The sequence below is a fragment of the Natronorubrum halobium genome (genome assembly GCF_051351675.1).
Taxonomy (GTDB): Archaea; Halobacteriota; Halobacteria; order Halobacteriales; family Natrialbaceae; genus Natronorubrum.
In genome coordinates, this window is sequence record NZ_CP195595.1 from 803,646 (window position 1) to 827,550 (window position 23,905).

General features: G+C 65.0%; 25 protein-coding genes. 12 read left to right on the forward strand and 13 right to left on the reverse strand.

The genetic code is table 11. From position 1 onward, the window contains the following. The first annotated feature begins 56 nt into the window (after positions 1-56). The 3 genes from ACSFC7_RS03890 to ACSFC7_RS03900 all read left to right on the forward strand — a co-directional run bounded on the left by ACSFC7_RS03890 (position 57) and on the right by ACSFC7_RS03900 (position 1,774). Complete coding sequence (locus ACSFC7_RS03890; protein ID WP_436346450.1) at positions 57-887, forward strand: CPBP family intramembrane glutamic endopeptidase; 831 nt, start codon at positions 57-59, stop codon at positions 885-887. A 62-nt stretch (positions 888-949) separates the two neighbouring features. Beyond that, positions 950-1,471, forward strand: coding sequence for a Holliday junction resolvase Hjc (hjc, locus tag ACSFC7_RS03895; RefSeq protein ID WP_436346451.1), 522 nt, complete (start codon positions 950-952; stop codon positions 1,469-1,471). Positions 1,472-1,627: 156 nt separating this feature from the next. Further along, positions 1,628-1,774 (forward strand): hypothetical protein, encoded by a 147-nt coding sequence (locus ACSFC7_RS03900; RefSeq protein WP_436346452.1) that lies wholly within the window; start codon positions 1,628-1,630, stop codon positions 1,772-1,774. A gap of 9 nt (positions 1,775-1,783) precedes the next feature. Here the strand turns inward: ACSFC7_RS03900 and ACSFC7_RS03905 are convergent, their stop codons facing one another. Further along, positions 1,784-3,628, reverse strand: coding sequence for an acyl-CoA dehydrogenase family protein (locus tag ACSFC7_RS03905; protein ID WP_436346453.1), 1,845 nt, complete (start codon positions 3,626-3,628; stop codon positions 1,784-1,786). Between the two features lie 262 nt (positions 3,629-3,890). Then, positions 3,891-4,517, reverse strand: a complete 627-nt coding sequence (locus ACSFC7_RS03910; RefSeq protein WP_436346454.1) for an SWIM zinc finger family protein — start codon at positions 4,515-4,517, stop codon at positions 3,891-3,893. Between the two features lie 364 nt (positions 4,518-4,881). On the opposite strand from ACSFC7_RS03910, the gene ACSFC7_RS03915 reads away from it, so the two are divergent. After that, positions 4,882-5,145, forward strand: coding sequence for a DUF7472 family protein (locus ACSFC7_RS03915; RefSeq protein WP_436346455.1), 264 nt, complete (start codon positions 4,882-4,884; stop codon positions 5,143-5,145). A gap of 79 nt (positions 5,146-5,224) precedes the next feature. Continuing rightward, positions 5,225-5,623, forward strand: coding sequence for a hypothetical protein (locus ACSFC7_RS03920; protein WP_436346456.1), 399 nt, complete (start codon positions 5,225-5,227; stop codon positions 5,621-5,623). A 48-nt stretch (positions 5,624-5,671) separates the two neighbouring features. Here ACSFC7_RS03920 and priL read toward each other — a convergent pair whose 3' ends face one another. Beyond that, positions 5,672-6,754: a DNA primase regulatory subunit PriL gene (priL, locus tag ACSFC7_RS03925; protein WP_436346457.1), complete on the reverse strand. Its 1,083-nt coding sequence runs from the start codon at positions 6,752-6,754 to the stop codon at positions 5,672-5,674. Positions 6,755-6,914: 160 nt separating this feature from the next. Here priL and ACSFC7_RS03930 point away from each other — a divergent pair, with 160 nt between their 5' ends. Beyond that, positions 6,915-7,781 carry an alpha/beta fold hydrolase gene (locus tag ACSFC7_RS03930; protein ID WP_436346458.1) on the forward strand — a complete coding sequence of 289 codons (867 nt, stop codon included), beginning with the start codon at positions 6,915-6,917 and terminating at the stop codon, positions 7,779-7,781. 119 nt (positions 7,782-7,900) lie between these two features. Here ACSFC7_RS03930 and ACSFC7_RS03935 read toward each other — a convergent pair whose 3' ends face one another. From ACSFC7_RS03935 to ACSFC7_RS03950, 4 genes are all read right to left on the reverse strand, one after another. Further along, on the reverse strand, positions 7,901-8,218 hold the full coding sequence (locus ACSFC7_RS03935; protein WP_436346459.1) for a HalOD1 output domain-containing protein: 318 nt from the start codon (positions 8,216-8,218) through the stop codon (positions 7,901-7,903). A 125-nt stretch (positions 8,219-8,343) separates the two neighbouring features. Then, entirely contained in the window at positions 8,344-9,087 is a 744-nt protein-coding gene (locus tag ACSFC7_RS03940; RefSeq protein ID WP_436346460.1) for a DNA polymerase sliding clamp, read from the reverse strand. 87 nt (positions 9,088-9,174) lie between these two features. Next, positions 9,175-9,426, reverse strand: coding sequence for a PRC-barrel domain containing protein (locus ACSFC7_RS03945; protein ID WP_436346461.1), 252 nt, complete (start codon positions 9,424-9,426; stop codon positions 9,175-9,177). Between the two features lie 90 nt (positions 9,427-9,516). Then, complete coding sequence (locus tag ACSFC7_RS03950) at positions 9,517-9,786, reverse strand: hypothetical protein (RefSeq protein ID WP_436346462.1); 270 nt, start codon at positions 9,784-9,786, stop codon at positions 9,517-9,519. Positions 9,787-9,994: 208 nt separating this feature from the next. Here ACSFC7_RS03950 and ACSFC7_RS03955 point away from each other — a divergent pair, with 208 nt between their 5' ends. Next, positions 9,995-10,555: a uracil-DNA glycosylase gene (locus ACSFC7_RS03955; protein ID WP_436346463.1), complete on the forward strand. Its 561-nt coding sequence runs from the start codon at positions 9,995-9,997 to the stop codon at positions 10,553-10,555. Positions 10,556-10,692: 137 nt separating this feature from the next. Here ACSFC7_RS03955 and wecB read toward each other — a convergent pair whose 3' ends face one another. Further along, positions 10,693-11,802 carry a non-hydrolyzing UDP-N-acetylglucosamine 2-epimerase gene (gene wecB / locus ACSFC7_RS03960; protein WP_436346464.1) on the reverse strand — a complete coding sequence of 370 codons (1,110 nt, stop codon included), beginning with the start codon at positions 11,800-11,802 and terminating at the stop codon, positions 10,693-10,695. Next, the gene (locus ACSFC7_RS03965; RefSeq protein WP_436346465.1) at positions 11,802-12,878 is read right to left on the reverse strand and encodes a DUF354 domain-containing protein; all 1,077 of its coding nucleotides are present in this window, start codon (positions 12,876-12,878) and stop codon (positions 11,802-11,804) included. Before ACSFC7_RS03965 ends, wecB begins: the two co-directional genes overlap by 1 nt. Before the next feature lie 659 nt (positions 12,879-13,537). On the opposite strand from ACSFC7_RS03965, the gene ACSFC7_RS03970 reads away from it, so the two are divergent. Continuing rightward, a complete protein-coding gene (locus tag ACSFC7_RS03970; protein ID WP_436346466.1) occupies positions 13,538-14,239 on the forward strand; it encodes a hypothetical protein in 702 nt (233 codons plus the stop codon). A gap of 45 nt (positions 14,240-14,284) precedes the next feature. On the opposite strand, the gene ACSFC7_RS03975 is transcribed toward ACSFC7_RS03970, so the two are convergent. Further along, positions 14,285-14,530 carry a DUF7127 family protein gene (locus ACSFC7_RS03975; protein WP_436346467.1) on the reverse strand — a complete coding sequence of 82 codons (246 nt, stop codon included), beginning with the start codon at positions 14,528-14,530 and terminating at the stop codon, positions 14,285-14,287. Between the two features lie 295 nt (positions 14,531-14,825). Here ACSFC7_RS03975 and ACSFC7_RS03980 point away from each other — a divergent pair, with 295 nt between their 5' ends. Beyond that, positions 14,826-15,611 (forward strand): 23S rRNA (uridine(2552)-2'-O)-methyltransferase, encoded by a 786-nt coding sequence (locus ACSFC7_RS03980; RefSeq protein WP_436346468.1) that lies wholly within the window; start codon positions 14,826-14,828, stop codon positions 15,609-15,611. Positions 15,612-15,650: 39 nt separating this feature from the next. Here ACSFC7_RS03980 and ACSFC7_RS03985 read toward each other — a convergent pair whose 3' ends face one another. From ACSFC7_RS03985 to ACSFC7_RS03995, 3 genes are all read right to left on the reverse strand, one after another. After that, positions 15,651-15,911 (reverse strand): hypothetical protein, encoded by a 261-nt coding sequence (locus tag ACSFC7_RS03985; RefSeq protein WP_436346469.1) that lies wholly within the window; start codon positions 15,909-15,911, stop codon positions 15,651-15,653. A gap of 49 nt (positions 15,912-15,960) precedes the next feature. Next, positions 15,961-16,143 carry a ribbon-helix-helix domain-containing protein gene (locus ACSFC7_RS03990; RefSeq protein WP_436346470.1) on the reverse strand — a complete coding sequence of 61 codons (183 nt, stop codon included), beginning with the start codon at positions 16,141-16,143 and terminating at the stop codon, positions 15,961-15,963. Positions 16,144-16,293: 150 nt separating this feature from the next. Beyond that, positions 16,294-18,633, reverse strand: a complete 2,340-nt coding sequence (locus ACSFC7_RS03995) for a twin-arginine translocase subunit TatC (RefSeq protein ID WP_436346471.1) — start codon at positions 18,631-18,633, stop codon at positions 16,294-16,296. A gap of 142 nt (positions 18,634-18,775) precedes the next feature. Between ACSFC7_RS03995 and ACSFC7_RS04000 the strand changes: the two genes are divergently transcribed. From ACSFC7_RS04000 to ACSFC7_RS04010, 3 genes are all read left to right on the forward strand, one after another. Next, a complete protein-coding gene (locus ACSFC7_RS04000) occupies positions 18,776-19,723 on the forward strand; it encodes a twin-arginine translocase subunit TatC (protein ID WP_436346472.1) in 948 nt (315 codons plus the stop codon). A gap of 468 nt (positions 19,724-20,191) precedes the next feature. Beyond that, the gene (gene nasA / locus ACSFC7_RS04005; protein ID WP_436346473.1) at positions 20,192-22,354 is read left to right on the forward strand and encodes an assimilatory nitrate reductase NasA; all 2,163 of its coding nucleotides are present in this window, start codon (positions 20,192-20,194) and stop codon (positions 22,352-22,354) included. A gap of 14 nt (positions 22,355-22,368) precedes the next feature. After that, entirely contained in the window at positions 22,369-23,718 is a 1,350-nt protein-coding gene (locus ACSFC7_RS04010; RefSeq protein ID WP_436346474.1) for an MFS transporter, read from the forward strand. Positions 23,719-23,905: the final 187 nt, after the last annotated feature.

A 23,905-nucleotide genomic window follows, 5' to 3' on the forward strand; every position in this document is an offset into this window, starting at 1 on the left:
CCCGGTGTTGTCTCGAGAAAGGAACATCCAAGGCGGGGGCTCTCGTAGCCGTCCGTATGGAAACGCCCTCGCATTCGGAACCCCGTGACGGTGCGCCGCTCCGCTCGACGTTCGTCGCTATCGGGCTGACGGTCTTCGGTCTCCTCATGTCGGAGTTCGCGATGCTCCCCGCCTTTCTGGTCGATCCCGCGTTACTCGACGTCGTCGCCAACGGCTCACTGGGCGACGCCTCGATCGGCGGCCGTACGCTGCTCCTGATCCTGAACTTCGTCGGGATGGCGCTGGCCGGCGTGATCTATCTGTTCGCCACCGACCGGGGCCTGTCGTGGATCGATTTCCGCGTCCCGACGCGAACGGACTGGAAGTACCTGATCGGCGGCAGCGTCGGCGTCATCGTCTTCCTCTACGCTATCAGCATCCTCTTTATGGTGCTCGACGTGCCCGCGGCGGAGAGTCAGGTCATGGACATCATCGGCGAGAACCAGACGATGATCCTGATCATGATCTTCATCGTCTTCTTCTTCAACGCCCCGGCCGAGGAGTTCCTCTTCCGAAACGTCATCCAGAAACGCCTGTACGCGGGGTTCAACCGGATGCAGGCGGTTCTGGTCACGAGCACTATCTTCGCGCTCGTTCACCTTCCGATGTACCTCATCGCCGAAACGATGATCGCGACGCTCGCGTCGCTCACGATCATGTTCGGCGGCTCCATCATCTTCGGCTACCTCTACGCGAAGACCGACAACCTCCTCGTGCCGACCGCCGCCCACGCCGTGCTCAACGCCTTCCAGTTCACGATGCTCTACCTCGCGATCGAGTTCGGCATCGACGAGGCCGGAACCGCCCCGTCATTGCTGTTCGAAGCGGTCGCGACGATCCCGCTGTAGTCTCCCGATCAGTTTCGCCGCGCTCTCCGTCCCTTTATTAGGGCACGCGGGCGAGAGCCTGTATGTCTCAGGCGAAGGGTGACCGACGCGAACGGGAACTCGTCAACGCGCTCGACGAGGCCGGGTTCGCGGTCATGCGTGCACCCGCGAGCGGTTCCGCGACGGAACGTGAACTGCCGGACGTCCTCGCGGGCGACGGCGAGCAATTCTACGCGATCGAAGCGAAATCGAGTTCGGGTGACCCCATCTATCTCACCGGCGAGGAAGTGGAGGCGTTGATCTACTTCGCACGGAACTTCGGCGCGAAACCGCGCATCGGCGTTCGGTTCGACCGCGAGGACTGGTATTTCTTCCATCCCGGCGACCTCTACGTCACCGACGGCGGCAACTACCGCGTCAAGAAGGAGACGGCCATCGCCGACGGCACCGACTTCGCCGAGTTCGTCGGCGAGAGCGAGAAGGTGACGCTCGAGGAGGTCGGCGACGACGCCGACGACGGGCCGGACGAAGACGTTCTTCGCGTGCTCAACGCCGTCGAACAGGGCGTGATGGACGTCGAAGAGGCCGCGGAGATACTCGAGTGAGCGGGCCGACCGAGTCGCGCTACTCCGGTCGACTGCACCGTCCCTAATCGAACGACTGCGGGAGGGCGAACCTATTTGTCCGTGTGTCGCGTTCACACACTCGTATCGACGACGCACGGACGACACCGACCTCAAGACGCGACGGAGGCGCGTGACATGACACTACCACCAGCCGAGCCGATGTTGGCCTTCGCAGCGGGGGCTTCGGTCCTCTACTTGGCGTTCTGGTGGGTGTGGTGGAACGTGCTCGTCGACAACGGGGTCGAACTGGAGTACTCGGAGGACGGCTCCGAACTCGACTGACGATCTCCCCTAGTCGTCCGCCGTCACCGGCTCCGAGAGCGTTTCGGGATCGACCGACGCGTTTCTGACGATCGGTTCGAACGCCTCGAGTGCGAACCTGTCGCCGCTCGAAATCCCTCGCGCGTCGGCGGTTTCGAGTTCGTTCGCGACGAATCGCCGGGCCACGAGCGCCACTCTCCCGTCGCCCTCGTCGAGTTCCGTTTGCGCCTCCTCGAGCAACAGCGCCGCGGTGAACACGTCGAAGACGTAGTGGGCGAGGCGCTTGGCCGAGAGCTGTGCGTACTCGCCGTCCTCGCCGGCCAGCATCGCGAGCGCGCCCGCGAGGTCGTGGTACTCCGATTCGATCGTTTCGGCGGTCTCCGAGAGCGCCGGGTGTGAGACGCTCTCGAGTCGGTTCTCGATCGCCTCGAACAGCGGTTCGTGGGCGTCCTCGCGCTCGAGCGCCCGGAGCACGTCCAGCGAGAGGATATTCTCGGTCCCCTCCCAGATCGGCAGCACCTGCGCGTCCCGGAGCAGCCGGTTGGTGACGAAGTCGTTCACGTAGCCGTTGCCGCCGTGGATCTCCATCCCGTAGGAGGCGGTGTCGACGGCCATCCGCGCCGTTCTGGCTTTGGCGATCGGAACCAGCAGGCGCATCAGGCGGTAGGTGTCCTCGGCGTCGGTCCCGTCCGCGGACGGCTCCTCGCCGCGTTCCGCCCGCTCGCGCTCGGACAGTAGCCGCGCCGCCTCGAACGTGTACGCCATCGCCGCCTCGTGGTCGACGGCCATATCGACCAGATCCGCCTTCATAAGCGGATACTGGTCGATCGTCTCGCCGAAGGCCTCGCGATTCGCGGCGTAGATCTTGCTCTCGAGCAGCACGCGACCGATGATCCCGCAGGAGGCGGCGGCGTTCGAGAGCCGCTCGAGGTTGAGCATCTCGGTCATCTGTTTGAAGCCGTTCTCCTCCTCGCCGACGAGGTGGGCTTTCGCGCCGGTGAACTCGACCTCGCCGGTCGGGACGGCGATCGTGCCGAGTTTGTCCTTCAGCCGACGGTAAAGCTGGTCGTTCACCTCGTCGGGTGCGAGCGGGCCGTCCTCGACCCGGTTCCCTTTTGTGACAGGTCCCTCGTCTGGATCGGCGTGGGGGACCAGAAACATCGACAGTCCCTGCGTGCCCTCGGGTGCGTCGTCGGTTCGGGCGAGCGCGAGGGTCCCTTCGGCGTCGATGTTGGAGCAGAACCACTTCTCGCCGATGAGTCGCCAGCACTCCGCCTCCGGGTCCCGCTCGGCGCGCGTCTCGTTCGCCCCGACGTCGCTGCCGCCCTGTTTCTCGGTGAGGAACATCGCGCCCTCGATCAGGTCCTCGTAAATCCGGCTCGTCAGCCCCTCGTAGTACTCCTCGAGCGACCCGTCGTCGAACTTCTCGAGGACGAGCGCCGCCCCCGCGGTCATCGCCACCGGACAGTCGAAGCCGGGGTCGGCGTAACACAAGAGGTACTGCATCGCGAGGTTGTGCGAGAGCGGCATCGGCTCCTCGCGGCCGGGCGGGGCCGTAAACGAGTCGGCGACGATCCCCATCTCGTAGGCCAGCCGCTCGTTCTCGAGCTGTTCGGCGGGGTAGCGAACGAAGTTCTGCACCTCCCCGTGTTTGTCGTAGGGCTCGAGTTCCGGGCCGTGATCGTCGACGTAATCGGCGTTGTCCGCGATCGTGTGGCCGACGATCCCGCCGAACTCCTCGAGTCTCGACTCGGCCCAGTCGAACTCCGCGTCGGTGTAGATTCGGCGCAACTCGCGCTCGAGGGTGTGATCGAGGTCCCAGTAGTTGACGTGGCGTCCCTCCTCGAACTGGCCGTGGTCGATCCCGTCGCTCATACCCTGGTAGTTGTTGGCGAATGCCAATAAAACGGGCGTGAGTCAACGCCTGGTCCGTTTTCGATCGTTTACGGACTCGAGGGTCACGATTCGTGGGCAGGTATCCGGCTGACCCGTTCGGAACGGTGATCTACCGTGCGGGTGACGGATCGATCGCGGACATCGATGGCGGTTCGACGTCAGACGTCCGTGGCGGTACCGACCGATCAACGGCTGTCCAACGGGAAGTGTGAGATCGGTCTGTGAACTGCCGAAGCGAACGCTATTCCGCCTTCTCGAGTCGCGTCCGCGGGAAGACGTAGACCTTCAGCGAACCCGGGACGACGCCGTTCGTGGCGACAGTCGCGTGGGGGTAGACGGCCCCGACGACGGGGACGTCGGGGTCGTACTCCTCGTTCGTCGCGTAGTCGGCGACGGTACAGTCGGCCGCGCCGATCTGTACCGCGTCGGCCCGCAGGTCGGAGACGTCGACGACGGTGAGTCGGTCGTCCGTTTCGCGGTCGCGGACCGCGTCGCCCGGCCAGATCGCGTGTTCGTCGCAGTAGGCGGGCGCGTTCGCCGCGTCCTCGTCGACGAAGACGGTCGTCCCGCAGTCGTGACACGCGACGGCGACCTCGCCCGGCGGGGGCGTTCGGCCGTCGGTGATCTCGATGGCGACCCGGCGGATGTGCTTGCAGCGAGCCTCGCGGAAGATGTGATCCGGACAGGTGCAGCGACCACCCTCGAGGTCGACGAGATAGGTGTGGTTGCTGGCCGACTCGACCTCGTAGAGGCCGTCGCCCAGCGAGAGGACGGACATCGGTTCGGTGCGGGCGCGGCGCGCCCGCGCCTCGAGGCGGTTGCTAGACGGTACTGGCAGTGGTGTTTTCGGTGACGCTGTTGTGTTCATAGGTGCGTCGGGAGCGGTGCGATCAGGACGTGCTGATCGGCTTGTACGTAGTCGATTGGCTATTCGATCTTCCTAGGCATTCGAGCAATATAACGCGTCTGCCGGCACTTGCTGGCAGCTGCTTTATGAGGGCCTCGACGGATGACCCCTTCAGTTCGAGTGGAGATTGACCCGGGGACTGTCGACCGCCGTCGGTCACGAGCACTCCAGTCACTCAGCGGCTGTCACCCGGCATGTAGCCGTGCGATTACGTCAGGGGTGCCACTGCGGCCAGTTGGCAGACCGATCGATCGGGTCGTCGTTCCGATCGCGCCGACGCGCCCTTCGAAGCGCTTTTGACCGGTCCGCCGAAATCGATCCGATAATGCTCGAGCGTGAGCGAATCATCGAAATCGTCGTCGCTATCTCCGCTGTCCTCCTGATGCTCGGCGCCATGATCGGTATCGGCTCTCAGTACACCGCCAACGGCGAAACCATGTCGACCGAAGGCGGTGAACTGCTGGTCATCGCGATCGTCGGCTTCATCCTCCTGCTGACCGCCGTCGGTTTCGCCCTCGCGTTCCTCCTGAACGACCCCGAGGAGGGACTCGAGACGGACGACGATCCTGACGCCCAGAGTGCGGCCTGAGCCCGCCCGACTACGTCGACCGAAGGCGGTTCGGCCAACCGGCGGCACCTTTTTCACGGTCCGTAAATGACATCAAACTATGGACACTCCCGACGCCAGTTCGGAGTCGCGAGCGGGATCGAACGGCCGTCGATGGCGGCTCGCCGCGGTCGCCGTCTTCGGACTCCTCGGTTCGTCGGTGCTCGTACGGACGACCGCCGTCGTCGATCCGCTACTCGCCGGCGGCGCACTGGCTATTCTGGCCGTGCTCGGAGTCGTTCTGTTGCTGTCGTCGTCCGGATCGACCTCGGGGACGAACGGCGACGACGAGGGCAGTGACGCCGACGGTGAGTCCGACGTTTGGGATGCGATACCCTCGTGGCAGTACGAGGGTCGACACGTCGAGTCCGGTGGACTCGCTCGCGGTGAACAGGAACAGGCCTTACAGGACATTCAGCAACGGGCCGACGAACTGTCCGAGGATCCGTCCGGCGAGTAATCGAGTGATCGGGTACTGTGCTCGTGACCGCGAAGGTCGTGTGACCGGCTAATCGCCGCTCGCTTCCTGGCTCTCGTCGCCCTCCTCTCGCCAGTCCTCGACGTCCTCGTCGTCGGCGTCGTCGATCCGCTGCTCGTAGTAGGCCATCGGATGGGGAATGCGCTCGCAGAGATCGTCTTTGTTCACGCAGTCGCCGTAGGACTGCATCGTCGCACAGGAGGGCGCCGAGTACTCCGTGGGAGAGGAGTCGCCGCGGATGTGGTCGGTCTGGTAGCGCGTCATCTCCTCGCCGAACGACGAGTTGACGCGGTAGAGGTCGACGATTTCGTCGGTCGTCATCCCGATGTTCGCCAGGAAGGCGGTGATCGCGAACCGGGAGTGGTGCGGGAGGTGCTCGCCCTTCTGAATCTGATCGAGCAGGGCCTTCATGCACGGCGGGAACAGGTCGGGAACGACGGTGTCGATATCCTGGGTCAGTTCGAGGTCGGCCAGCACCTCCCGAATCTCGGCGGCCTCGTCCTCGAGCGCGGTCGCGATGACCTCCGGGACGTCGAAGGGAAGGCCGTCCTCGATACGGCTCCGGATGGCCTCCTGGAGCAAGACGAGGAGTTCGGCTTCCGAAACCGGCACCTCGCCGTCGGCCAGCGCGCGGTTGACGAGCCGCCACTCGTCGTCCCAGCAGTCCTCGGCCAGCGGCAGGTAGGTCCCGACGTCGATCCGGTAGCCGTCGGACGTCTCTCGGACCTCGCCGTGGAGGTCGAACTCGGAGAGTAGCGTCTCGAGGTCGAGTCCCGTCGATTCGACGCTCTTGAGTTCGGTCGTTTCCTCGAGATCGTCCGTAAAGCGGTCGTAGGCGGTCGCGGCCTCGGCGCGGGCGTACTTGCGCACGAGGACGCGCTCCTCGACCAGCGAGACGAGCACGCGCGCCACGGGGTAGGAGAGCAACTCGACGCGGGGCCCTCGCCGCGGTTCGCCGGTTTCGCCGTCCTCGAGGGCCGCCACGACGCGCTCGCGAGCGCGGTCGACGACCGCCTCGTCCTGCTCGACGACGGTGGCCAGATCGACGGCCTCCGTCGCCACCGCGTCGCGGGCAGCCCCGAGGAACGGGTACCGGGCGTGCAGTCGCTGCATCGGTAATGGGATGTTACTGCGCGGGGTTAAACCCGCTGATTGTTCGCCGGATCGTCGGGGGTGGTAACCGACGATTGGATCGCTCGATGACCGGCTACTTCCGGTGCTCACGGCGCAAATGAGGGTCGATTTCAAGGGGATCCGATACGTCACTCCGAGTATGCCACGGGCGATACGCGACGGTGTGTCGATCTATTACGATCGCGACGAGAGTGAAGCCGGCGGAACGCCGGTCGTCTTCGTGCAGGGACTGGGGTACGGCCGGTGGATGTGGCGATGGCAACGCGAGGCCGTCCGCGACGGCTACGACGTGGTCGCGCCGGACAACCGCGGGACGGGCCGGTCCGATACCGGACTGCCGCCGGTCCTCCCGCGGCTACCCCGAACGCTCCGCGCGCCGCTCATCTTCAAACTGGCCGGCTACTCCATCGGCGGGCTCGCCGCCGACCTCGAGGCCGTCCTCGACGACGCGGGCATCCGGGAGGCCCACATCGTCGGCGCGAGCATGGGCGGGATGATCGCCCAGCGCTACGCGATCGAGTACACCCGCGCGAAGACCCTCACGCTCTGCTGTACGAGCCACGGCGGTCCGGACGCCGTCCCGGTCCCCGAGGAGACCCAGGAGTTCATCTTCGACGTGCCCGACGGTGCCAGCGAGCGGGAGAAGTTACGCCATCGCATGCGGCCCGCATTCAACGAACGGTTCACGAACCGAAACCCCCATCTGATGGACCGAATCCTCGAGTGGCGACTCGAGCAGGACGCCGCGGATCCGGCCCGCGAAGCCCAGGCCGCCGCCGTCCTGAACTTCGACGTCAGCGACCGTCTCGATAGCATTCGGGTGCCGACGCTGGTTCTCCACGGAACCGACGATCGGGTCGTCCCCGCGGCGAACGGGACGCTGCTCGAGGAGGGGATTCCGAACGCCCGACTCGAGCGCTTCGAGGGCGGTTCGCACCTGTTTTTCATCGAGGACGCGGAGCGAGTGAACGAGGAACTGCTGGCGTTTCTCGAGGAACACGACTGACGACTCCCTGCTGTGAGAACGTCGGCGATAGACGGGGAGGAGAACGGGGACGCGGGCGACTCGTTCGGGTTCGAGTGTCGGAGACTCGCGATCGGTCGCCGACGCTGACTCGAGTCCGGTTATCGGCTCGCCGGGATGGGGTCGTCGCGGATCCGAATCAGACCGTCGCTTCGGACGCCGATGTCGTATCCCTCGTAGGTGAACCAGAGTTGGTGGGTACCGGTGTCGCCCCGCTGAGCGTGCTCGACCAGCGAGTCGAGCGCGTCCGGTTCGACGACCTCGTAGAGGGGGTCGAGATCGACCGGCCTCGAGCCGACGAGCGCCGAGACTGCCGTGACGACGGCTTCGCTCGCCCGCTCGCCGGCGGGATCGAACGTCGCGACGTAACTCGTTTCGCGCGGCTCTGTCGTGTCGGCGGGATCGTTTGCGGAGGGCATACGCCGCTCTACTGTAAAGAGACTGGTAGAATGTCACCTTACTATGTATGACTTTTAAGTACGACGATGCGTGTCGACGGCAGAATACGCTCACTCCGGAAACGAGTCCTCGTCGCGAGGGAGACTCAGTCGCTCTGAATGCGCGGTGCGAGCATGTAGGTGACCTGTCCCTGCCCCTCCGCGAAGCCGAAGTAGATCTTGACGGGGAACTCCTCGCCGAGATGGAGCGTGACCTCGGTGTCGGACGGAATCGCCTTGTTCATGTCCTTGAGGTAGTCCAGTGAGAACAGCGAGTGGGCTGGACCGACCTGCAGGTCGATCAGGTCGTCCTGGGTGAGTTCGAGGTGGACGTCGTCGGTGTCGCCCTCCGCGTTGACGTAGAAGAACTCGTCAGTTTCGTCGACGCCGAGTGCGATGTGGTCGCTGACCATGTCGGCAGCCTTGACCGAGCGGTTGACGTCCTTACCCTCGAGGATGACTTCCGCGGGCAGGTCGAGATCCGGAATATCCGGCTCCTGGCGGATGGAGTCGGGGTCGATGAGCGCGAGCGTGTACTCGAGCCCGTCGATCTGAATGTGGAGTTTGCGCGTCTCTTCGTCGAGTTCGAGCTGGACGAGTTGGCCGGATTCGGCCATGCCCGCGATGTCCTCGAGTCGCGAGAGGTCGACACCGATCAGCCCGCCGTCGGCTTCGTAGGATTCGAACGCCGCCGCTTCGAGCGAGAGGTCGACCATGCCGACGTTGGCGGGGTCGACGGCCCGGATCTCGAGGCCGTCTTCCTCGAGGTGGATTTTGCACTCGTCGACCAGCACGCTCACCGAATCGAGCGCGCTGGTGAGCGTTGCCGCGCTCACGATGGCCTTGAACATATAGCTCGGGGTACGGACGGTTGCCATAAAAAGCCACCCTTTACGCGCGGGCGAGGCACACTCGGTGTCTCGATTCCGCGACGGCGCTCAGTACTCGTCGCGTAACTGGATCGCGTCGTCGGTGATCTCGCCGATCGCGTCGTTGCGCAACGGATACGTACTCGCGGTGTCGGAGCCCCATCCGAGGCGGGTCTTGAGTTCGCCGCCGAGTTCCTCCCGGTTCGGTTCGACGTACGCCGTTCCGTCCTCGTCGTCGACGTCGGTGACGACGCCGATCTCGTTGCCGTTGCTGTCGATCACGCGATTGCCTGCGACGTCCGTCGTAATCTCTCGACCCATAGTCGAACGTCCACGCTTCGGCGGGAAAACTGCTGGCCCGTCGTTCGCAACCGAACCCGAGCGACGCGTCGAGGGAGACCGACGCGCCGCTTACGACTCGATCTTCTCGACGATCTCGCGTGCCTGCTCCTCGGCCTTCTCCTCGCCGACGCTCTTTTTGATCAGGACGCTGGTCACCTCCCAGTCGTCCTCGCCCTCGACTTTGCCGGTTCGGACCTCGCTCCCTTCGGAGACCGACTCGGCCGGCTCCGTCGCCCAGTCGGGCGTTCGGATCTCGTCGTAGCGGTCAGGGTCGCGAAATCGGACGTGGATGTAGTCGTCTTCGGTTTCTACCATCTCGACGTCTGGAGTGTCGGCCACGATCGATTCGACTCCTGCCACGCGCCTAATAGTAGCGCCTGAATACGCCCCATATCGATCGAACTCGCCTATAGTAGCCACTGAAAGTCAATGCACATCTTATCGCACGACGACTGTGCGATCAGTGTGTAAATCGTTTCAGTTGTTACTATAGCAGGGTGCGTGCGCAAGGAAACCGTGTTTTTCGACGCGGCCGTAGCCCGCCCCGATGAGCGACCCGGAACACTCCGAGTGGACGTTCGAGACCGAGTTCGCCGACGCGCTCGAGACCGTCCCGGACGAGCACCGCGATGCCGACGGGTTCGTCCCCGGCGTCGGCCCGCTCTCGGCCGACGTGATGCTCGTCGGTGAGGCTCCCGGCGAGCAGGAAGTGACCCAGGGCGAACCGTTCGTCGGGCAGGCCGGCCAGCAACTGGATCGGACGCTCGAGGCGATCGGCTCCGACCGGCGGGAGCTGTACATCACGAATCTCGTCAAGGTGCGGCCGCCGGAGAACCGCGACCCGTACGTCGACGAGATCGAGGCCTGGTGGCCGGTGCTCGAGGCCGAGATCGCACGCGTCGATCCGTCCGTTATCGTGCCGATGGGCAGTTTCGCGACGAGCGAGATCCTCGAGACGGACGAGACGATCACCGACCTGCACGGCCAGGAGCGAGAACGGGACGGCCGGCCCGTCAGACCGTCGTTTCACCCGGCGGCCGCGCTCTACGACCGGAGCAAGGTCGACGCGATCGAGTCGGCGCTCGACGCGGCGCTCGAGGACGCATAACGGGTCGATCGCGACCGTTTCGCGAGAATTCGGGACGGGACCGCGAAGTCGAGGTGAGCGACGGCCGAGTGCGTTCGTCCGCTGCGAACGGTTCGACCGCAAGCGTTGGGCCGATGCCAGCGGTTCAACCGTCAGCGTTAGTCCGACGCCAGCGGTTCGACCGCCAGCTCCGACTCGGCGGTGTCGACGTGTCGCTGGAGGATGTCCGCGATTCGACGGCTGGCCTTCCCGTCGCCGTAGGGTTCCGGCGTATCGTCGGGTGTTCGATCGGTCTGCAGCGCCTCGCGGATGGCGTCGGCGTCCGCGCCGACGAGTTCGTTCCAGCCGCAGTCGACGGTCTCCGTCCACTCCGTTTCCTCTCGGAGCGTTACGCAGGGCGTCTCGAGGAAGAAGGCCTCCTTCTGCACCCCGCCGGAGTCCGTCGCGATGCGCTCGGCGGTGTCGAGCAGTCGGACGAAGTCGAGGTAGCCCAGCGGTTCGATGATCTCGAGTGCATCCTCCGCTCGCTCCCGAAGGCCGTACTCCTCGAGTCGGTCGATCGTTCGGGGGTGAGCCGGAAACACCACCGGCAGCGGGGCGTCCGCGAGGGCGTCGAGGATCGACTCGAGGTTCGACCGATCGTCGGTGTTGCTCTGTCGGTGGACGGTCGACAGGATGAACTCGTCCTCGGCGAGTCCGAGCTCCTCGAGCACCGTCGACTGACCCGCGACTCGCTTCCGGACCTCGAGGATGCTGTCGTACATCACGTCGCCGGTCCAGTAGACGCCGTCCGTGATCCCCTCGTTCGCGAGGGCGTCGACGGCCCGTTCGCTCGGCGCGAAACAGAGGTCCGAGGCGTGGTCCGTCAGCACGCGGTTGATCTCCTCGGGCATCTCCCGGTTGTGACTCCGCAGACCCGCTTCGACGTGAGCGACGACCACGTCGCATTTCGACCCGACGATCGCCCCCGCGAGCGTCGAGTTCGTGTCGCCGTAGAGCAGGACGACGTCCGGTTCGGTCTCCTCGACGACGGGTTCGATCTCGGCGATCATCTTCGCCGTCTGGCGGCCGTGGGTGTCCGATTTGACGCCGAGGTTGAAGTCGGGCTCCGGGATGCCGAGTTCCTCGAAGAAGACGTCCGACATCTCCTCGTCGTAGTGTTGGCCGGTGTGGACCAGCACCTCCTCGCCGACCTCGCGCAGTTCCCGCGAGACGACCGCGGCCTTGATGAACTGGGGTCGGGCGCCGACGATCGAACAGACCCGCATCAGTTCACCCCCGTGACCGTTTTGGCGGTCTGTTTCGTTCGCGTATCGCCGTAGGAGGTGGCGATGTTACAGATCAGCTCCGTCAGGTTGTCCATGTCCGCGACGTACTCGTCCCGTCGCCGTTCCCAGACGTCCGTCGTCGAATCGTCCGCGAGCAGTTCCTGTGACTGCTCGAGGACGTCCTCGAACGACTCGAGGTTTCTGATGAGTCCCTCTCGCTCGAGTTCGATGAAGTTCCCCATGTCCGCCTCGCCGACGAACGAGTTCGATCGGATCGCGGGTGTCCCGAGCAACGCGGCCTCGGTGACCATCGTCTGGGTGTCGGCGACCAGCAGGTCGGCCTCCGCGAGCGCGTCGTGCATCTTCGCCGGGTGGAGGTCGAACGGCCGCGCCGGGAGGTCGTCGAAGTCGAGGTCGCCGCCCTCGTCGGAGACGAAGATGGTCGCGTGCTCCGACAGCTCCGAGAGGAGCCGCCGCCGCTGCTCGAGCGAGAACCCCTTCTTTCCGACGTCGTGGTGGCCGTTGAAGGCGTTGAGCCGAACGATCGCGTAGGGTTCGTCGGGGCCGACACCGAGGTCGTCCCGGATCGAGGGGTTCGGTTCGAAGACGTCCGGGTGGAGGTAGGCCGACTCCGCCACGCCCGAGAACTTGTAGTGCTTGCTCCCGAGGTCCTTCCGGAAGGCGGTCGGCGTCAGGATCGCTCGGACGAACGGCCGAGCGACCACGTGATCGAACGACGTCTCGGAATCCAGTACGGCGATCGCCGGCGTTCGAGACAGCATTCCGGCGGCTGCTGCGTACGGACCCTTCCCGAAGATGACGTCCGGGTCGAACTTCTGGACGCGGGTGGCGATATTGTACAGATGCGTCGGAATTTCCCAGGCGAGCGACCGCAGTGACTCGCTCCGTTTGCCGTACGTTTCGTAGGGGAGGTCGTGATACGAGAGGAGTGCTTCGGTAAATTCGTCGCTTCTGGCGAAGACGAGAACGTCGTGACCTCGTTCCTCGAGCCGCTGGACGGCGTGTTTGTACTGATGAACGTGAGCCGGTGTGTTATTGAAGATCAGACATTTCATTGATACTCACCGCTAGTGCCAGTCGTATACCTTCTTGGATGACACATTGTTATGGCTGTTGTAAATCGAGACTGTACCGAAACTGGGAGTTATATACCGGCGACTAACTCGCTCGGTATTCCGGTCGATACCTGCCGACGGACCCGTTCCCGATATCGACGCCTAACCGCCTCAAACGGCCATAATGCCCGTTTAGGGCCGGGTGATTACTTCGGGAGAGAGCTGGTACTACTCGACTGAATCGGTGATTGCTACTGCATTCGAGCACTGAAACTGACACTGAAAAATATAAAATTTAACTACTTTACTGCTCTTTCTAGTTTTTCAGGTAATATGTCAGTTATCGCGAACTGACCGCTGTATTGGCCCACTAAACGGAGCGTGCACGGAGATAGGCGACGGTTGTCCCCGGGAAACGAACACCGTGACACCGCACGGGAGACGGACGGCGGGTGCGACGGATTTCGTCACGACCGGCGGATCTCGCGAATTTCGTGATACTTCAACACACGGCTACCGTCCTCGTCGTCCGTTCGTCCCCGCTGTACCGCGTTGCGATCGATGGACCGTCCGGCCGAGACGACGGGTCACCGTCTCCGCTCGAGACCCAGGGTGTGCAGGCACGAATCGCTTCCCGCGACCGACGGTAGTCCCACCGTATGAGCCCAGCCTTCACCGACGACGACATCGGCAAGACCGTCGAGACCGCAACCGGCGAGATACTCGGCGTCGTCGCGGATATCGACCCCGAGACCGCGTACGTCGAACCGGCGGAGGGAGTCACGGACTCGACCAGAGCCGTCCTCGACTGGGAGCGGGACGCCGTGGAGTCCGTCCCGCTCACCGACGACGTCGTCGACCGGATCACCGACGAGGCGGTCCAGCTCGAGGCCGAGTTCGAGGCCGAGAGCATCACGACGGGCACCACGGCGGACGGCGAATCCGACGAACTCGAACCCGGCGAACAGGACGTCGAGTACGCCCCCGGCGAGTCGGTGACGTCGAACCCCACCGAACCGGAGTCCGACGTCGACGGGACGGCCAGCGGACCCGAAACCGACGACCTCGAGGAGTCGGAGCCGATGCTCGAGGACGACGAGTTCTACGACGCCGCCGAAGGGGGTGCTCGAGTCGATCCCGACGAGGAGATGGAGGCGCCGGCGGAGGTCGACGAATCCGAGGATGTGGATGCGGCAGACGAGACGGAGGTGTCCGACGAAGCGGATGCGGACGACTCGAGCGACGCGAGCGACGTCGACGTCGATCCGTCCGAGGTGACAGACGACGATCCGGAGGCCGACCTCGAGCCCGGGGAGGACGTCGGCCGACGACGAAAACCGGGCGACGACCGCGACGATTGACGATCGCGACGACTGACCGCTGACGACCGGCCGTCGAACGACGACCTATCCCCTGATCGTCAGAATCCCGTCGTTGACGGTCACGTCGGTCGCGTCGGCGGGCACGTCGAACTCGAGTTGCGTCCCGTCGACGACGACGATCGCCGTCCCGTCCACGACGTCGAGCGACGGGGTGTCGCCGGTCGGTCCGAAGTCGACCGCGATGACCTGCTCGCCGTCGTACTCGCGTTTCGTGATCGTGATCTCCTCTCGATCGCCGGCCGCTGTTTCGAGTTCCGGTGGCGTTTCCATACTCGATCGGTCGAGACCAGCGGCCGTAAGCGGCCTGCACGAAGTTGCCACCTTCGACGAACTGATCGATACCGGAACCGGTTCCCGTTCGGCGGCTGACCGGCGGTGGAACCGCCGACCGTCTCGCGGCGCTGCGGATCGTTTTCAGCAGGTCTTTCCGCGTCTGTCCCGTACGTGGAGGCGAACACGGTCGGCCCGCTACTCGAGCCGACCGGTACCGCCGACCGCACCGAGTCCGCCGGTCAGTCGCCGACCCGCGATCGGTTCGACCGCGGTACCGCGTGAGACACGTACTATGACACGGAAAGACGACTACTACAACAGAGCGAAACAGCAAGGATACCGCAGTCGAGCAGCGTACAAGCTCAAACAGCTCGACGACCTCGAGAACGTCATCGAGGGCAGAGACACGGTCGTCGACCTCGGAGCCGCACCCGGCGGCTGGCTGCAGGTCGCCGCCGAGAAGGTCGGTCCGCGGGGGACCGTCATCGGCGTCGACCTCCAGCGGATCAAGGACCTCGAGGATCCGGCCCTGACCGACCAGGTCGAAACCCTCCGCGGGGACATGACCGAAGAGAAAACCCGCGAGCGGGTCGTCGAGGCCGCGGGCGGGAAAGTCGACGCCGTCGTCTCGGACATGGCGCCCAACATGTCCGGCGAGTACTCGCTCGACCAGGCTCGGTCGCTGTACCTCGCGCGACAGGCGTTCGAGACGGCCCTCGAACTGCTCGACACCGGCGGCAACTTCGTCGTGAAGGTCTTCGAGGGGCCGGACGTCGACGACTTCCGGGCGGACGTCGAGGAGGAGTTCCAGTACGTTCGCGCCACGTCCCCGAAAGCCAGCCGCGACGAGTCCTCCGAGATCTTCCTCATCGGCAAGGGGCGTCTCACCGCCCCGGTAGCGACGGGCGACGAACTCGAGGTCGAGATCGTCGACGTCGGTAGCGAGGGCGACGGCATCGCCTCGGTCGAGGGCTACCGACTGTTCGTCCCGTCGACCGAGGAAGGCGACGTCGTCACCGTTCGCGTCGAGGACGTCAAACCGAACTTCGGGTTCGCGGAGCCGCTCGAGGACGAGTGAGCGGTCCGGTGACCCGTCGGACGCGTCGTCGCGACCGCCCTACCGGTCGCCGCGTTCGTACGCGAGTTCGAGTCGTGAGAGCGATTCGTCTCCCGTCGCGACGTAGAGCGCCTCGAGGTGGGCGAACAGTTCGTCGGCGGGGACGCCGTCACCGTCGTCGCGGTGTTCGCGACTGATTGCGAGTTCGTCGTAACAGTGACCGATCGCTTCGTGGAGCACGCGCTGTGTGGTCGCGGTCAGTGGGAACTCGATCGTCTGCGGATCGGTGTCGTCCAGCCGTTCGATCGCCGGTGCGGTCATGGTACCACACTCGCGTCCCGCCACATAACACCTTCTGCAATGGTAATTTCTAGTCGCGTTCGTCGTTCTCGAGGCGATCGTGGCGCTCGTCGATCTCGTCCAGGATATCGAGCGTTTTCCGAACGGAGGCCCGAATCGCGTCGCTGCGATTGACGAACTTGCCGTCGTCGCCGACGTGACCGTCGAGATCGTCGAGTAGTTCCTGGGGGATTTCGACGCTGATCTTTGGCATGTGCGTTATCGTTGGGAACAGGGGTTCTTAACAGTCCGTGGCTGCGAGACGGGACCGGGGATGGCGTAGAAACGGGCCGTCGGCCGAACGGGGTACCGACGCGATCTCGAGTCCGAATCGCTTCTCAGTCCGTCGCAGTGTCGACTCTCGTTACTCCGTCGCGGTGCCGGTCTCGGGCTCCGGCTCGGGCGGGCTCTCGCTGCCACCGCCGCCGCCGAACAGCCGACCGCCGGCGGTGAGCACGTAGAGGACGGCCAGTCCGAGCATGTAGGTCAGGGCGATCGGGATCGCCACCAGCAACATCGTCAGGATCCCCTTCGGGCTGAGGAAGGCGGCGGCCGTGAAGATCCCGACGACGATCGGTCGCCAGCGATCGAGCATCGTCCGGTAGCTGACGATACCGCCGACGTGGAACAGCGCCATCGTGACGATGATGTTGAACAGGAAGCCGACGCCGAGGGTCGTGTAGATCACCAGCCACGAGAAGCTGTTGATCCGGTAGGTGACGACCATCCCGTTCTGGACGGCGTCGGTGACGAGATACGAGATGACCATCGGGGCGATCCAGTAGAACCCGAGGAAGATTCCGAGTCCGAATCCGGCGAACAGCGTTCCGCCCCAGACGAGGAACACTCGCGGGTCACCGCGGACGAGGCCGCGCTCTCTGGCTGCCGGCCAGCCCCAGTACATGACCATCGGGGCGATGGCGATGAACGCCAGGATCGTACTCACCTTCACCATGAAGATCAGCACTTCGACGGGGTGTAAGGCGATCACTAAGCCGAGATCGCCGATCACGTCCGGCGTTACTTCGCCCGCCTCGACCGGTTCGTCGGTGACCTCGTTCAGGACTTCCGGCGGGACGCGGTCGATGAACTGCGCGAGGATGATCCCGAACCCGCCCTGGTACATCGCGAGGAACGTCCCGCCGAGGACGGCCATGAAGACGCCCACGATGTAGATCGTCTTCGAGGTCAGGCTGTCGACGATGAATGCGATGTCGTAGGCGTAGCCACCGATGTCCTCCTCGGTCGTCTCCTCCTCCGTGAACGGATCGAGCATTCCGGCGGCGGTACTCGAGAACACGCTCCCTTCTTCCTCGCCACCGGACGCGGTTCCGCCACCGCTCGTTGCTCCCGCCGCGCCACTCGCAGCGCTGGCCTCGCCGGCGTTCGCCTGGCGTTGTTCCTCGAGACCGTCGTATCGGTCGAGGATGGCCTGGGCTTTCTCCCGATTGTCGTCGTACATCGCCTGCCGGGAGTACTCGAGCGCCGTTTCCTCGTCCATCGCGATGAACACCCGTGCCGGGACCTCCGCGATGTCGTCGGCCGTGAGCGTCTCGAAGTCGATGTCGTCGTGGACCTGGGCACTCCTGATATCTCCCTCTCGCGGGTACACCGGCGCCTGAAGCACCCGTACGGTGTAGAACACGAGGAAGACGAAGCCGACGGCGAGGGCGAGGATGGCACCGGCGGCGACGTCGCCGAGCGCGCCGTACTCGGCCGCGAAGGACTCGAGCCCGAGCGTCCCCTCTGGTCGGAAGGCCGAGGGAAGCAGCGGGTAGACCGATTCCTTGAGGTAGTCGAAACCGTTCTGATTGAGGAAGACGGCCATCCCGGCGGCGACGGCCGTCAGTGCGCCGACTAGCTGGAGGACCCGCCGCTTCATGAGCGCGGTGCCGGTGTCGAGTTCGGCCGCGCCGCGCCGGCGGATGTTGGCGACGACCTTCGCGAGGCCGAGGCTGAACGCGTAGAGGCCGACGAGCGGGATGGCCCACATGATCAGCGTGAACGGGTCCGGCGGGGAGAACATCGCGCCGAAGACCGTGATCGCGACGATCGCGTGGCGCCACTTGTCGCGGAACGTCTCGTACGGGATGATTTCGGTGTACGACAGGACGCTCATCAACAGCGGCAGTTGCGCCGCGAGACCGAACGAGATCGTCAGCAGGGCCATGAACTCGGTGAACTCGGTGATCCCCCAACTGGGGTTGACGCCGGCGTCGTGGGCGACGGTCCCGAGGAAGTCGAACGCGTAGGGGAAGAAGATCGCGTAGGCGTAGAAGACGCCGATGCAGAACAGCACGAACGAGGTCAGCGCGAAGCCGGCCATGTACGCCCTCGAGACCGGAACGACGGAATCGATACCGCGCTCACGGAGCGCTTCCCGGGAGAAGTACAGCAGCGCCGGAATCGAGACGATGATCCCGACGAGCATGCCTATCTTCGCCTGTAAGAGGATGACCTCGAACGGCGTCCGGGTGATGATCTCCGTCGCCTCCGCGACGGTTTCGGTCATCTCCGCTTTCGCCGTCGCCTCGAGAAAGCCCCAGATCCATATCCGGAGCGCGTAGAAGGAGCCGACGAAGCCGATGGTGAAGACGATAAACACCTTCTGAAGATGCGTCTGCGCGCCAGACAATACCGCGCCGATGGTCTCACGGCCAGTGTTGATCGCTTTGGCCGTATCCTCTCCGACGGCAGAACTCATTTACTGCCTGTGGCTAACTGATATCCGGTTATCAACCTTTCGAGTGCTGAGGCGGTAACTGCCGGTTTCGACACCTTGTCCCTCTCGTTCGGTGTTCGTAAGAAAAAGGCCTATAACCGGTGGCCGTCTGATATCCCGATAGATGTCGGACGAGTCGGTGGACGACAGGGATGCCGAGGGCCCCGTCGACGAAGCCGCGGAGCCACGGGAGACAGACGACGAGCAACTGCCTTCCGAGAGCGACCGCGACGGAGAGTCCGATCTCCCGGTCGAAACCGACGGCGAGGGCGTCGTCGACCGCCCCGACAGCATCGACGAGCCCTCCTACCCCGATCCGGACGACGACGTCGGCGGCATCTCGACGCCGCCGGACGACGAGGAGATGCCGCTGGCCGACCACATCGAGGAGATGGTGCTTCGGTTCGCGGTCGTCTTGCTCGTCGGGGCGGCCGGGACCTCGATCGGACTGCTGTTCGCGTCGGATGCGATCAGCTACGTCTGGACCGATATTTTCCCCTACGCGTCCGAGGAGGTGCCGCCGCCGCACGTCTATCATCCGCTCGAGCTGTGGCTGACTCGGATCAAGTTCTCGGCGCTACTGGGAATCATGGTGGCGCTGCCGGTGTTCGTCTATCAGTGTTACCTGTTCATGCGACCGGGACTCTATCCCCACGAGCGCAAGTACTACCTCGCGGCGGTGCCGATGAGCGTCGTCCTCGCCGCGCTCGGGATGCTGTTCTCGTACATCCTCGTGTTGCCGGTGCTCTTCCAGTACTTCACGTTCTACGCCGAGGGCAGCGCACAGATCGCGTACGCGCTCGGTGAGACGTTCGACCTGGTCATCACGCTGACCGGCTTCCTCGCGATCGTTTTCCAGATTCCGCTCTTCATCATGCTCGCGATCATGATGGGCGTGACGACCCGCCGCTGGCTGGCCCAGAAACGGCTGTACTTCTGGGCGGCCTTCTTCGGGCTCTCGTTCATGTTCACCATGGATCCGACCATGATGGCTCCCATCCTCGTCGCGCTCACGATGATCCTGCTGTTCGAGGGGACGCTGGCCATCCTGAAGTGGGTCGGACGGGAGTGACCGTCGCGGTCTCTCGGTAGGGTGCATTCGACGTTCTCCCCGTGAGCCGTCGATCCGTTATTTCGCTCGACTCGAGCGGACGGGTTCTGATAGGGTCGGTTATAAGTCATTTCCGGCGCAACCGCGAACCGCCTTGCGGTTGCGCCAGTAAATAGTTACAACCGACCCTATGACGCCAGTCCGGCACCCGATATCGGTCACCGAACTGGTCCGTAATTCGTGGACGCTCGTTCGATCGACCGGCGTCGTCCGGTAATTCTACGCCCTTATATTCCTCCTATTCATCCGTAGATTGCTGGAATTCCCTCTTTATCGGCCAAAAGATTACAGTTTGTAAACGATCACCGTTTAGTAGTTGCATACGTTCTCCGTTTCTGTGAAAGAGTTCATGAAGTTGAGTCAAAATCTCGTTACTAGGTGTGTTTGTAAATTGCACACCGCTCGGTTCGCGGCCGGGAGGTGTCGTCCGTGACGGAACTCGTCCCGACGACGTGTATGCGGTGTGCCGTCGGCTGTGGACACGTCCAGCGAGCCGTCGAGCAGGGGTACGGTCTCGACGTCGTTCGCGGCGATGCCGCCCATCCGACCAACAACGGGCTCGCCTGCCAGCGCGGAATCAGCGAGTCCGTCGACCCCGGCGGCGAGTGGCTGACGCGTCCGCTCGTTCGCCGGGACGGCGAACTGGTCCCGACGACCTGGGAGACCGCACTCGAGCGCGCCGCGGAAGGGCTCGATACGGCACTCGAGGACGGAACCGACGGCGTCGCCGTCCTCGGCAGCGGCCAACAGACCAACGAAGCCGCCTACGCACTCGGTAAACTCGCCCGCGGCGGCTTCGGGACGCGATACTACGACGCCAACACGACGCTCTGTATGGCTTCGGCCGTCACCGCCTACTACGACGCCTTCGGGAGCGACGCGCCGCCGCCGACCTACGACGACATTCCGGAAGCCGAAACGCACCTCGTCTGGGGAGCCAACCCCGCGGCCGCCCACCCGGTCATGTTCCGGTGGATCAACCAGTCCGCCGACGAGGACGACTCCGAACTGATCGTGGTCGATCCCATCGCGAGCGAGACCAGCGAGGTCGCGGACCACCACGTCCCCGTCGAACCGGGCGGTGACCTCGACCTCGCGCGTGCCGTCCTCGCCCGCGTCGTCGAAACCGACCGCGTCGACGAGGCGTTCGTCGCCGAAGCGACGGAGGGGTTCGACGAACTGCGAAGCCAGCTACCCGACGCGGCCACGGCCGCCGAGGCCGCTGGCGTCTCTCTCGCGGACATCGACCGGATCGCAGACGCGCTCGAGGACCCCACCCTCGTCTACTGGGGGATGGGAATCAACCAGAGCGTCAACGGGACGGCGGCGTCGGGCGCGCTGATCGATCTCTGTCTCGCGACCGGCAACCTCCGCCCCGGCTCCGGCCCGTTCTCGCTGACCGGGCAGGCGAACTCGATGGGGACTCGCATCTGCTCGTCGAAGGGAAGCTGGCCCGGCCAGCGGCCCTTTACCGACCCCGCACACCGCGAGGTCGTCGCGGACGCCTGGGACGTCCCCGTCTCGCGACTCCCGAACGATACCGGCCCCGGCCCGGTCGGCATCGTCGACGCGATCGGCGACGACGTCGAGGCCGTCTACGCGGTCGCGACCAACCCCGTCGCCGGCATGCCCGACACGACGCAGGTCCGCGAGCGACTCGAGGACGCATTCCTCGTCGTCCAGGACGCCTTCCGGAGCGAAACGGTCGAACTCGCGGACGTCGTCCTGCCGGCGGCGACGTGGGGCGAATCCGAGGGGACGACGACCAATATGGAACGGACCGTCTCACGCGTGCGCGCCGCCACGGACACTCCGTCGGGGATCAAGACCGACCTCGAGTTGATCGACGCACTCGCCGATCGACTCGTCCCCGATCTGTTCGACGACCCGCTCGAGCCCGAATCGACCTTCGAGGAGTTAGCGGCGCTGACCGCGGGGACGCCCGCCGACCTCTCGGGGATCGGCTACGAACGCCTCGAGGCGGAGGTCGCCGTTCGGTGGCCCGCACCCGAGCCGGACGCCTCGGCCGGCTACCGGTACTACGAGGGACCGCTGGCCGACGACGGCGAGGCAGAGGACGACGCCGGTGACGGCGCGTCCGAGGCGTCGTGGTCGTTCCCGACGCCCTCCGGCCGTGCGCAGTTCTCGACGGGCGAGTCCCGGCCGCTGCCGGAGCCGACCGACGAGCAGTTCCCGCTGACGCTGACCACGGCGCGGCGTCCGGACGCGTACAACACGGGCGTCCGGACCCGCGAGGACGAACCGCCGACGGCTCGCGTCAGCCCTGCGACCGCCGCGGCGCTCGCGGACGAACTCGTCGACGGGGAGAAGTCCGACGGCGGAGACGCCGACGACGCCGCGGAGTACACGCAGGTCGTCTCCCGTCGAGCCTCGGTCACGGCCCGCGTCGAGGCGGACGAGTCGATCCCCGACGGTGTCGTCTGGCTCCCGATTCACCACCCCGCAGTCAACGATCTCACCCTTCCGGACGTCGATCCGCGATCGAAGGAACCCAACTTCAAGCAGTGTGCGGTGCGACTCGAGGCCCCGCGTGAACGAGCGCCCAACGCTATCGCGGAAGTGAGCGCCTGACCGGTGATGGATCGATGAGCGACTACGCCGCCCAGTCTCCCGCCGAGAGCGGGTCTGTCGACGTCCGCGGAAGTCCGAGACAGGGCGTCGCATCCGCGACGTTCGGGTTTTTCGTCGGGTTCGCCGGCGTCGTCCTCTACGGCCCCGTCGCGACGGAGTTCGAGAACGCGATGGGGCTCTCCGGACTGCTGCTCGGACTGCTCATCGCCGCGCCACAGTTGACCGGCTCGTTGCTTCGCATCCCCTTCGGCGCGTGGGTCGAGGACGTCGGTGCGAAGAAGCCGTTTCTGATCCTGCTCGGGCTGTCGATCGTCGGGATGGCGGGACTGTCGGCCATCCTGTTGACGTCCTCTCCCGACGGCCTGACGAGGGCGCACTACCCGCTCGTCTTCGTGTTCGGGGCGTTGAGCGGCTGCGGAATCGCGACGTTTTCGGTCGGAATCACCCAGACGTCCTACTGGTTTCCCTCGGACAGACAGGGAACGATGCTCGCGCTCTACGGCGGCCTCGGCAACACCGCACCCGGGTTCTTTACGCTCGCGTTGCCCGTCGCGCTCGCAGTCCTCGGGCTGACCGGTGCGTACCTCGCGTGGCTCGCGTTCCTCGTCGTCGGGACGATCATCTACGCGATCTACGCGGTCGACGCGCCGTACTTCCAGTTCGTAAAACACGGAGCTGACGAGCGCGAGGCCGAACGGCGCGCCAGCGCGTGCGGCCAGGAACTGTTTCCGAGCGGCGACGCGGTGGGGTCGTTCCGACGGGCCGGGAATAACAGACGGACCTGGGCGCTCGTCGCCCTGTTTTTCACGTCGTTCGGCGGCTTCCTCGCGCTGACGGCCTGGCTCCCGTCGTACTGGCGGGCCGTCCACGGGGTCGATCTCCGGACCGCCGGGATCCTGACCGCGGTCGCGTTCACGCTGCTCGCGGCGGTCGTTCGCGTCCCGGGCGGTATTCTCAGCGACCGGATCGGCGGCGAGCCGACCGCGATCGCGAGTTTCGCCGCAGTCACGGTCGCGACGGTGATCCTGATCGTGACCCGCGACTTCCACCTCGCGCTCGCCGCGACGGTCCTGCTCAGTTCCGGGATGGGCGTCGCCAGCGCGGCGGTCTTCCAACTGGTTCCGACGTACGTCCCCGACGCCGTCGGCGGTGCCTCGGGACTCGTCGGCGGTCTCGGCGCGTTCGGCGGCTTCGTCGTGCCGCCGATCCTCGGGCTGTTCGTCGATTATCAGGGCGTGACGGGGTACGCGACAGGGTTCGTCGTCTTTCTCGTGCTCGGCATCGTTTCGATCGGTCTCTCGAGCACGCTCTATCGCGCCCAGCCGACGGCGACGCCGGAGCGCGTGGCGCCTGCGGACGACTGACCGCCGCTATCCGTCCGTTTCGGTCGAGTCTCCTCCGACTGACGAGTGAGACGCGTTCTCGTCCGCGCTCGACTTCGGCGCCGACTACCTCCTCCTGTCGCCGTCAGTTCCGTTCGTCAGGTCGACTGACACCCGTCGAGTTACCGGCTGCTAGACCGCGGTCGGGCTGCCGACATACGTCCTAATA

Coding starts and splice junctions, on each gene's coding strand:
- ACSFC7_RS04000 (WP_436346472.1), top strand. CDS start 18,776: ATGTCGGACGAGTCGGTGGACGACAGGGATGCCGAGGGCCCCGTCGAC.
- ACSFC7_RS03935 (WP_436346459.1), bottom strand. CDS start 8,218: ATGCCCTCCGCAAACGATCCCGCCGACACGACAGAGCCGCGCGAAACG.
- ACSFC7_RS03915 (WP_436346455.1), top strand. CDS start 4,882: ATGCTCGAGCGTGAGCGAATCATCGAAATCGTCGTCGCTATCTCCGCT.
- ACSFC7_RS03995 (WP_436346471.1), bottom strand. CDS start 18,633: ATGAGTTCTGCCGTCGGAGAGGATACGGCCAAAGCGATCAACACTGGC.
- ACSFC7_RS03930 (WP_436346458.1), top strand. CDS start 6,915: ATGCCACGGGCGATACGCGACGGTGTGTCGATCTATTACGATCGCGAC.
- ACSFC7_RS03910 (WP_436346454.1), bottom strand. CDS start 4,517: ATGAACACAACAGCGTCACCGAAAACACCACTGCCAGTACCGTCTAGC.
- hjc (WP_436346451.1), top strand. CDS start 950: ATGTCTCAGGCGAAGGGTGACCGACGCGAACGGGAACTCGTCAACGCG.
- ACSFC7_RS03955 (WP_436346463.1), top strand. CDS start 9,995: ATGAGCGACCCGGAACACTCCGAGTGGACGTTCGAGACCGAGTTCGCC.
- ACSFC7_RS03890 (WP_436346450.1), top strand. CDS start 57: ATGGAAACGCCCTCGCATTCGGAACCCCGTGACGGTGCGCCGCTCCGC.
- ACSFC7_RS04010 (WP_436346474.1), top strand. CDS start 22,369: ATGAGCGACTACGCCGCCCAGTCTCCCGCCGAGAGCGGGTCTGTCGAC.
- ACSFC7_RS03970 (WP_436346466.1), top strand. CDS start 13,538: ATGAGCCCAGCCTTCACCGACGACGACATCGGCAAGACCGTCGAGACC.
- ACSFC7_RS03945 (WP_436346461.1), bottom strand. CDS start 9,426: ATGGGTCGAGAGATTACGACGGACGTCGCAGGCAATCGCGTGATCGAC.
- ACSFC7_RS03980 (WP_436346468.1), top strand. CDS start 14,826: ATGACACGGAAAGACGACTACTACAACAGAGCGAAACAGCAAGGATAC.
- ACSFC7_RS03985 (WP_436346469.1), bottom strand. CDS start 15,911: ATGACCGCACCGGCGATCGAACGGCTGGACGACACCGATCCGCAGACG.
- priL (WP_436346457.1), bottom strand. CDS start 6,754: ATGCAGCGACTGCACGCCCGGTACCCGTTCCTCGGGGCTGCCCGCGAC.
- wecB (WP_436346464.1), bottom strand. CDS start 11,802: ATGCGGGTCTGTTCGATCGTCGGCGCCCGACCCCAGTTCATCAAGGCC.
- ACSFC7_RS03990 (WP_436346470.1), bottom strand. CDS start 16,143: ATGCCAAAGATCAGCGTCGAAATCCCCCAGGAACTACTCGACGATCTC.
- ACSFC7_RS03940 (WP_436346460.1), bottom strand. CDS start 9,087: ATGTTCAAGGCCATCGTGAGCGCGGCAACGCTCACCAGCGCGCTCGAT.
- ACSFC7_RS03905 (WP_436346453.1), bottom strand. CDS start 3,628: ATGAGCGACGGGATCGACCACGGCCAGTTCGAGGAGGGACGCCACGTC.
- ACSFC7_RS03965 (WP_436346465.1), bottom strand. CDS start 12,878: ATGAAATGTCTGATCTTCAATAACACACCGGCTCACGTTCATCAGTAC.
- ACSFC7_RS03975 (WP_436346467.1), bottom strand. CDS start 14,530: ATGGAAACGCCACCGGAACTCGAAACAGCGGCCGGCGATCGAGAGGAG.
- ACSFC7_RS03900 (WP_436346452.1), top strand. CDS start 1,628: ATGACACTACCACCAGCCGAGCCGATGTTGGCCTTCGCAGCGGGGGCT.
- ACSFC7_RS03920 (WP_436346456.1), top strand. CDS start 5,225: ATGGACACTCCCGACGCCAGTTCGGAGTCGCGAGCGGGATCGAACGGC.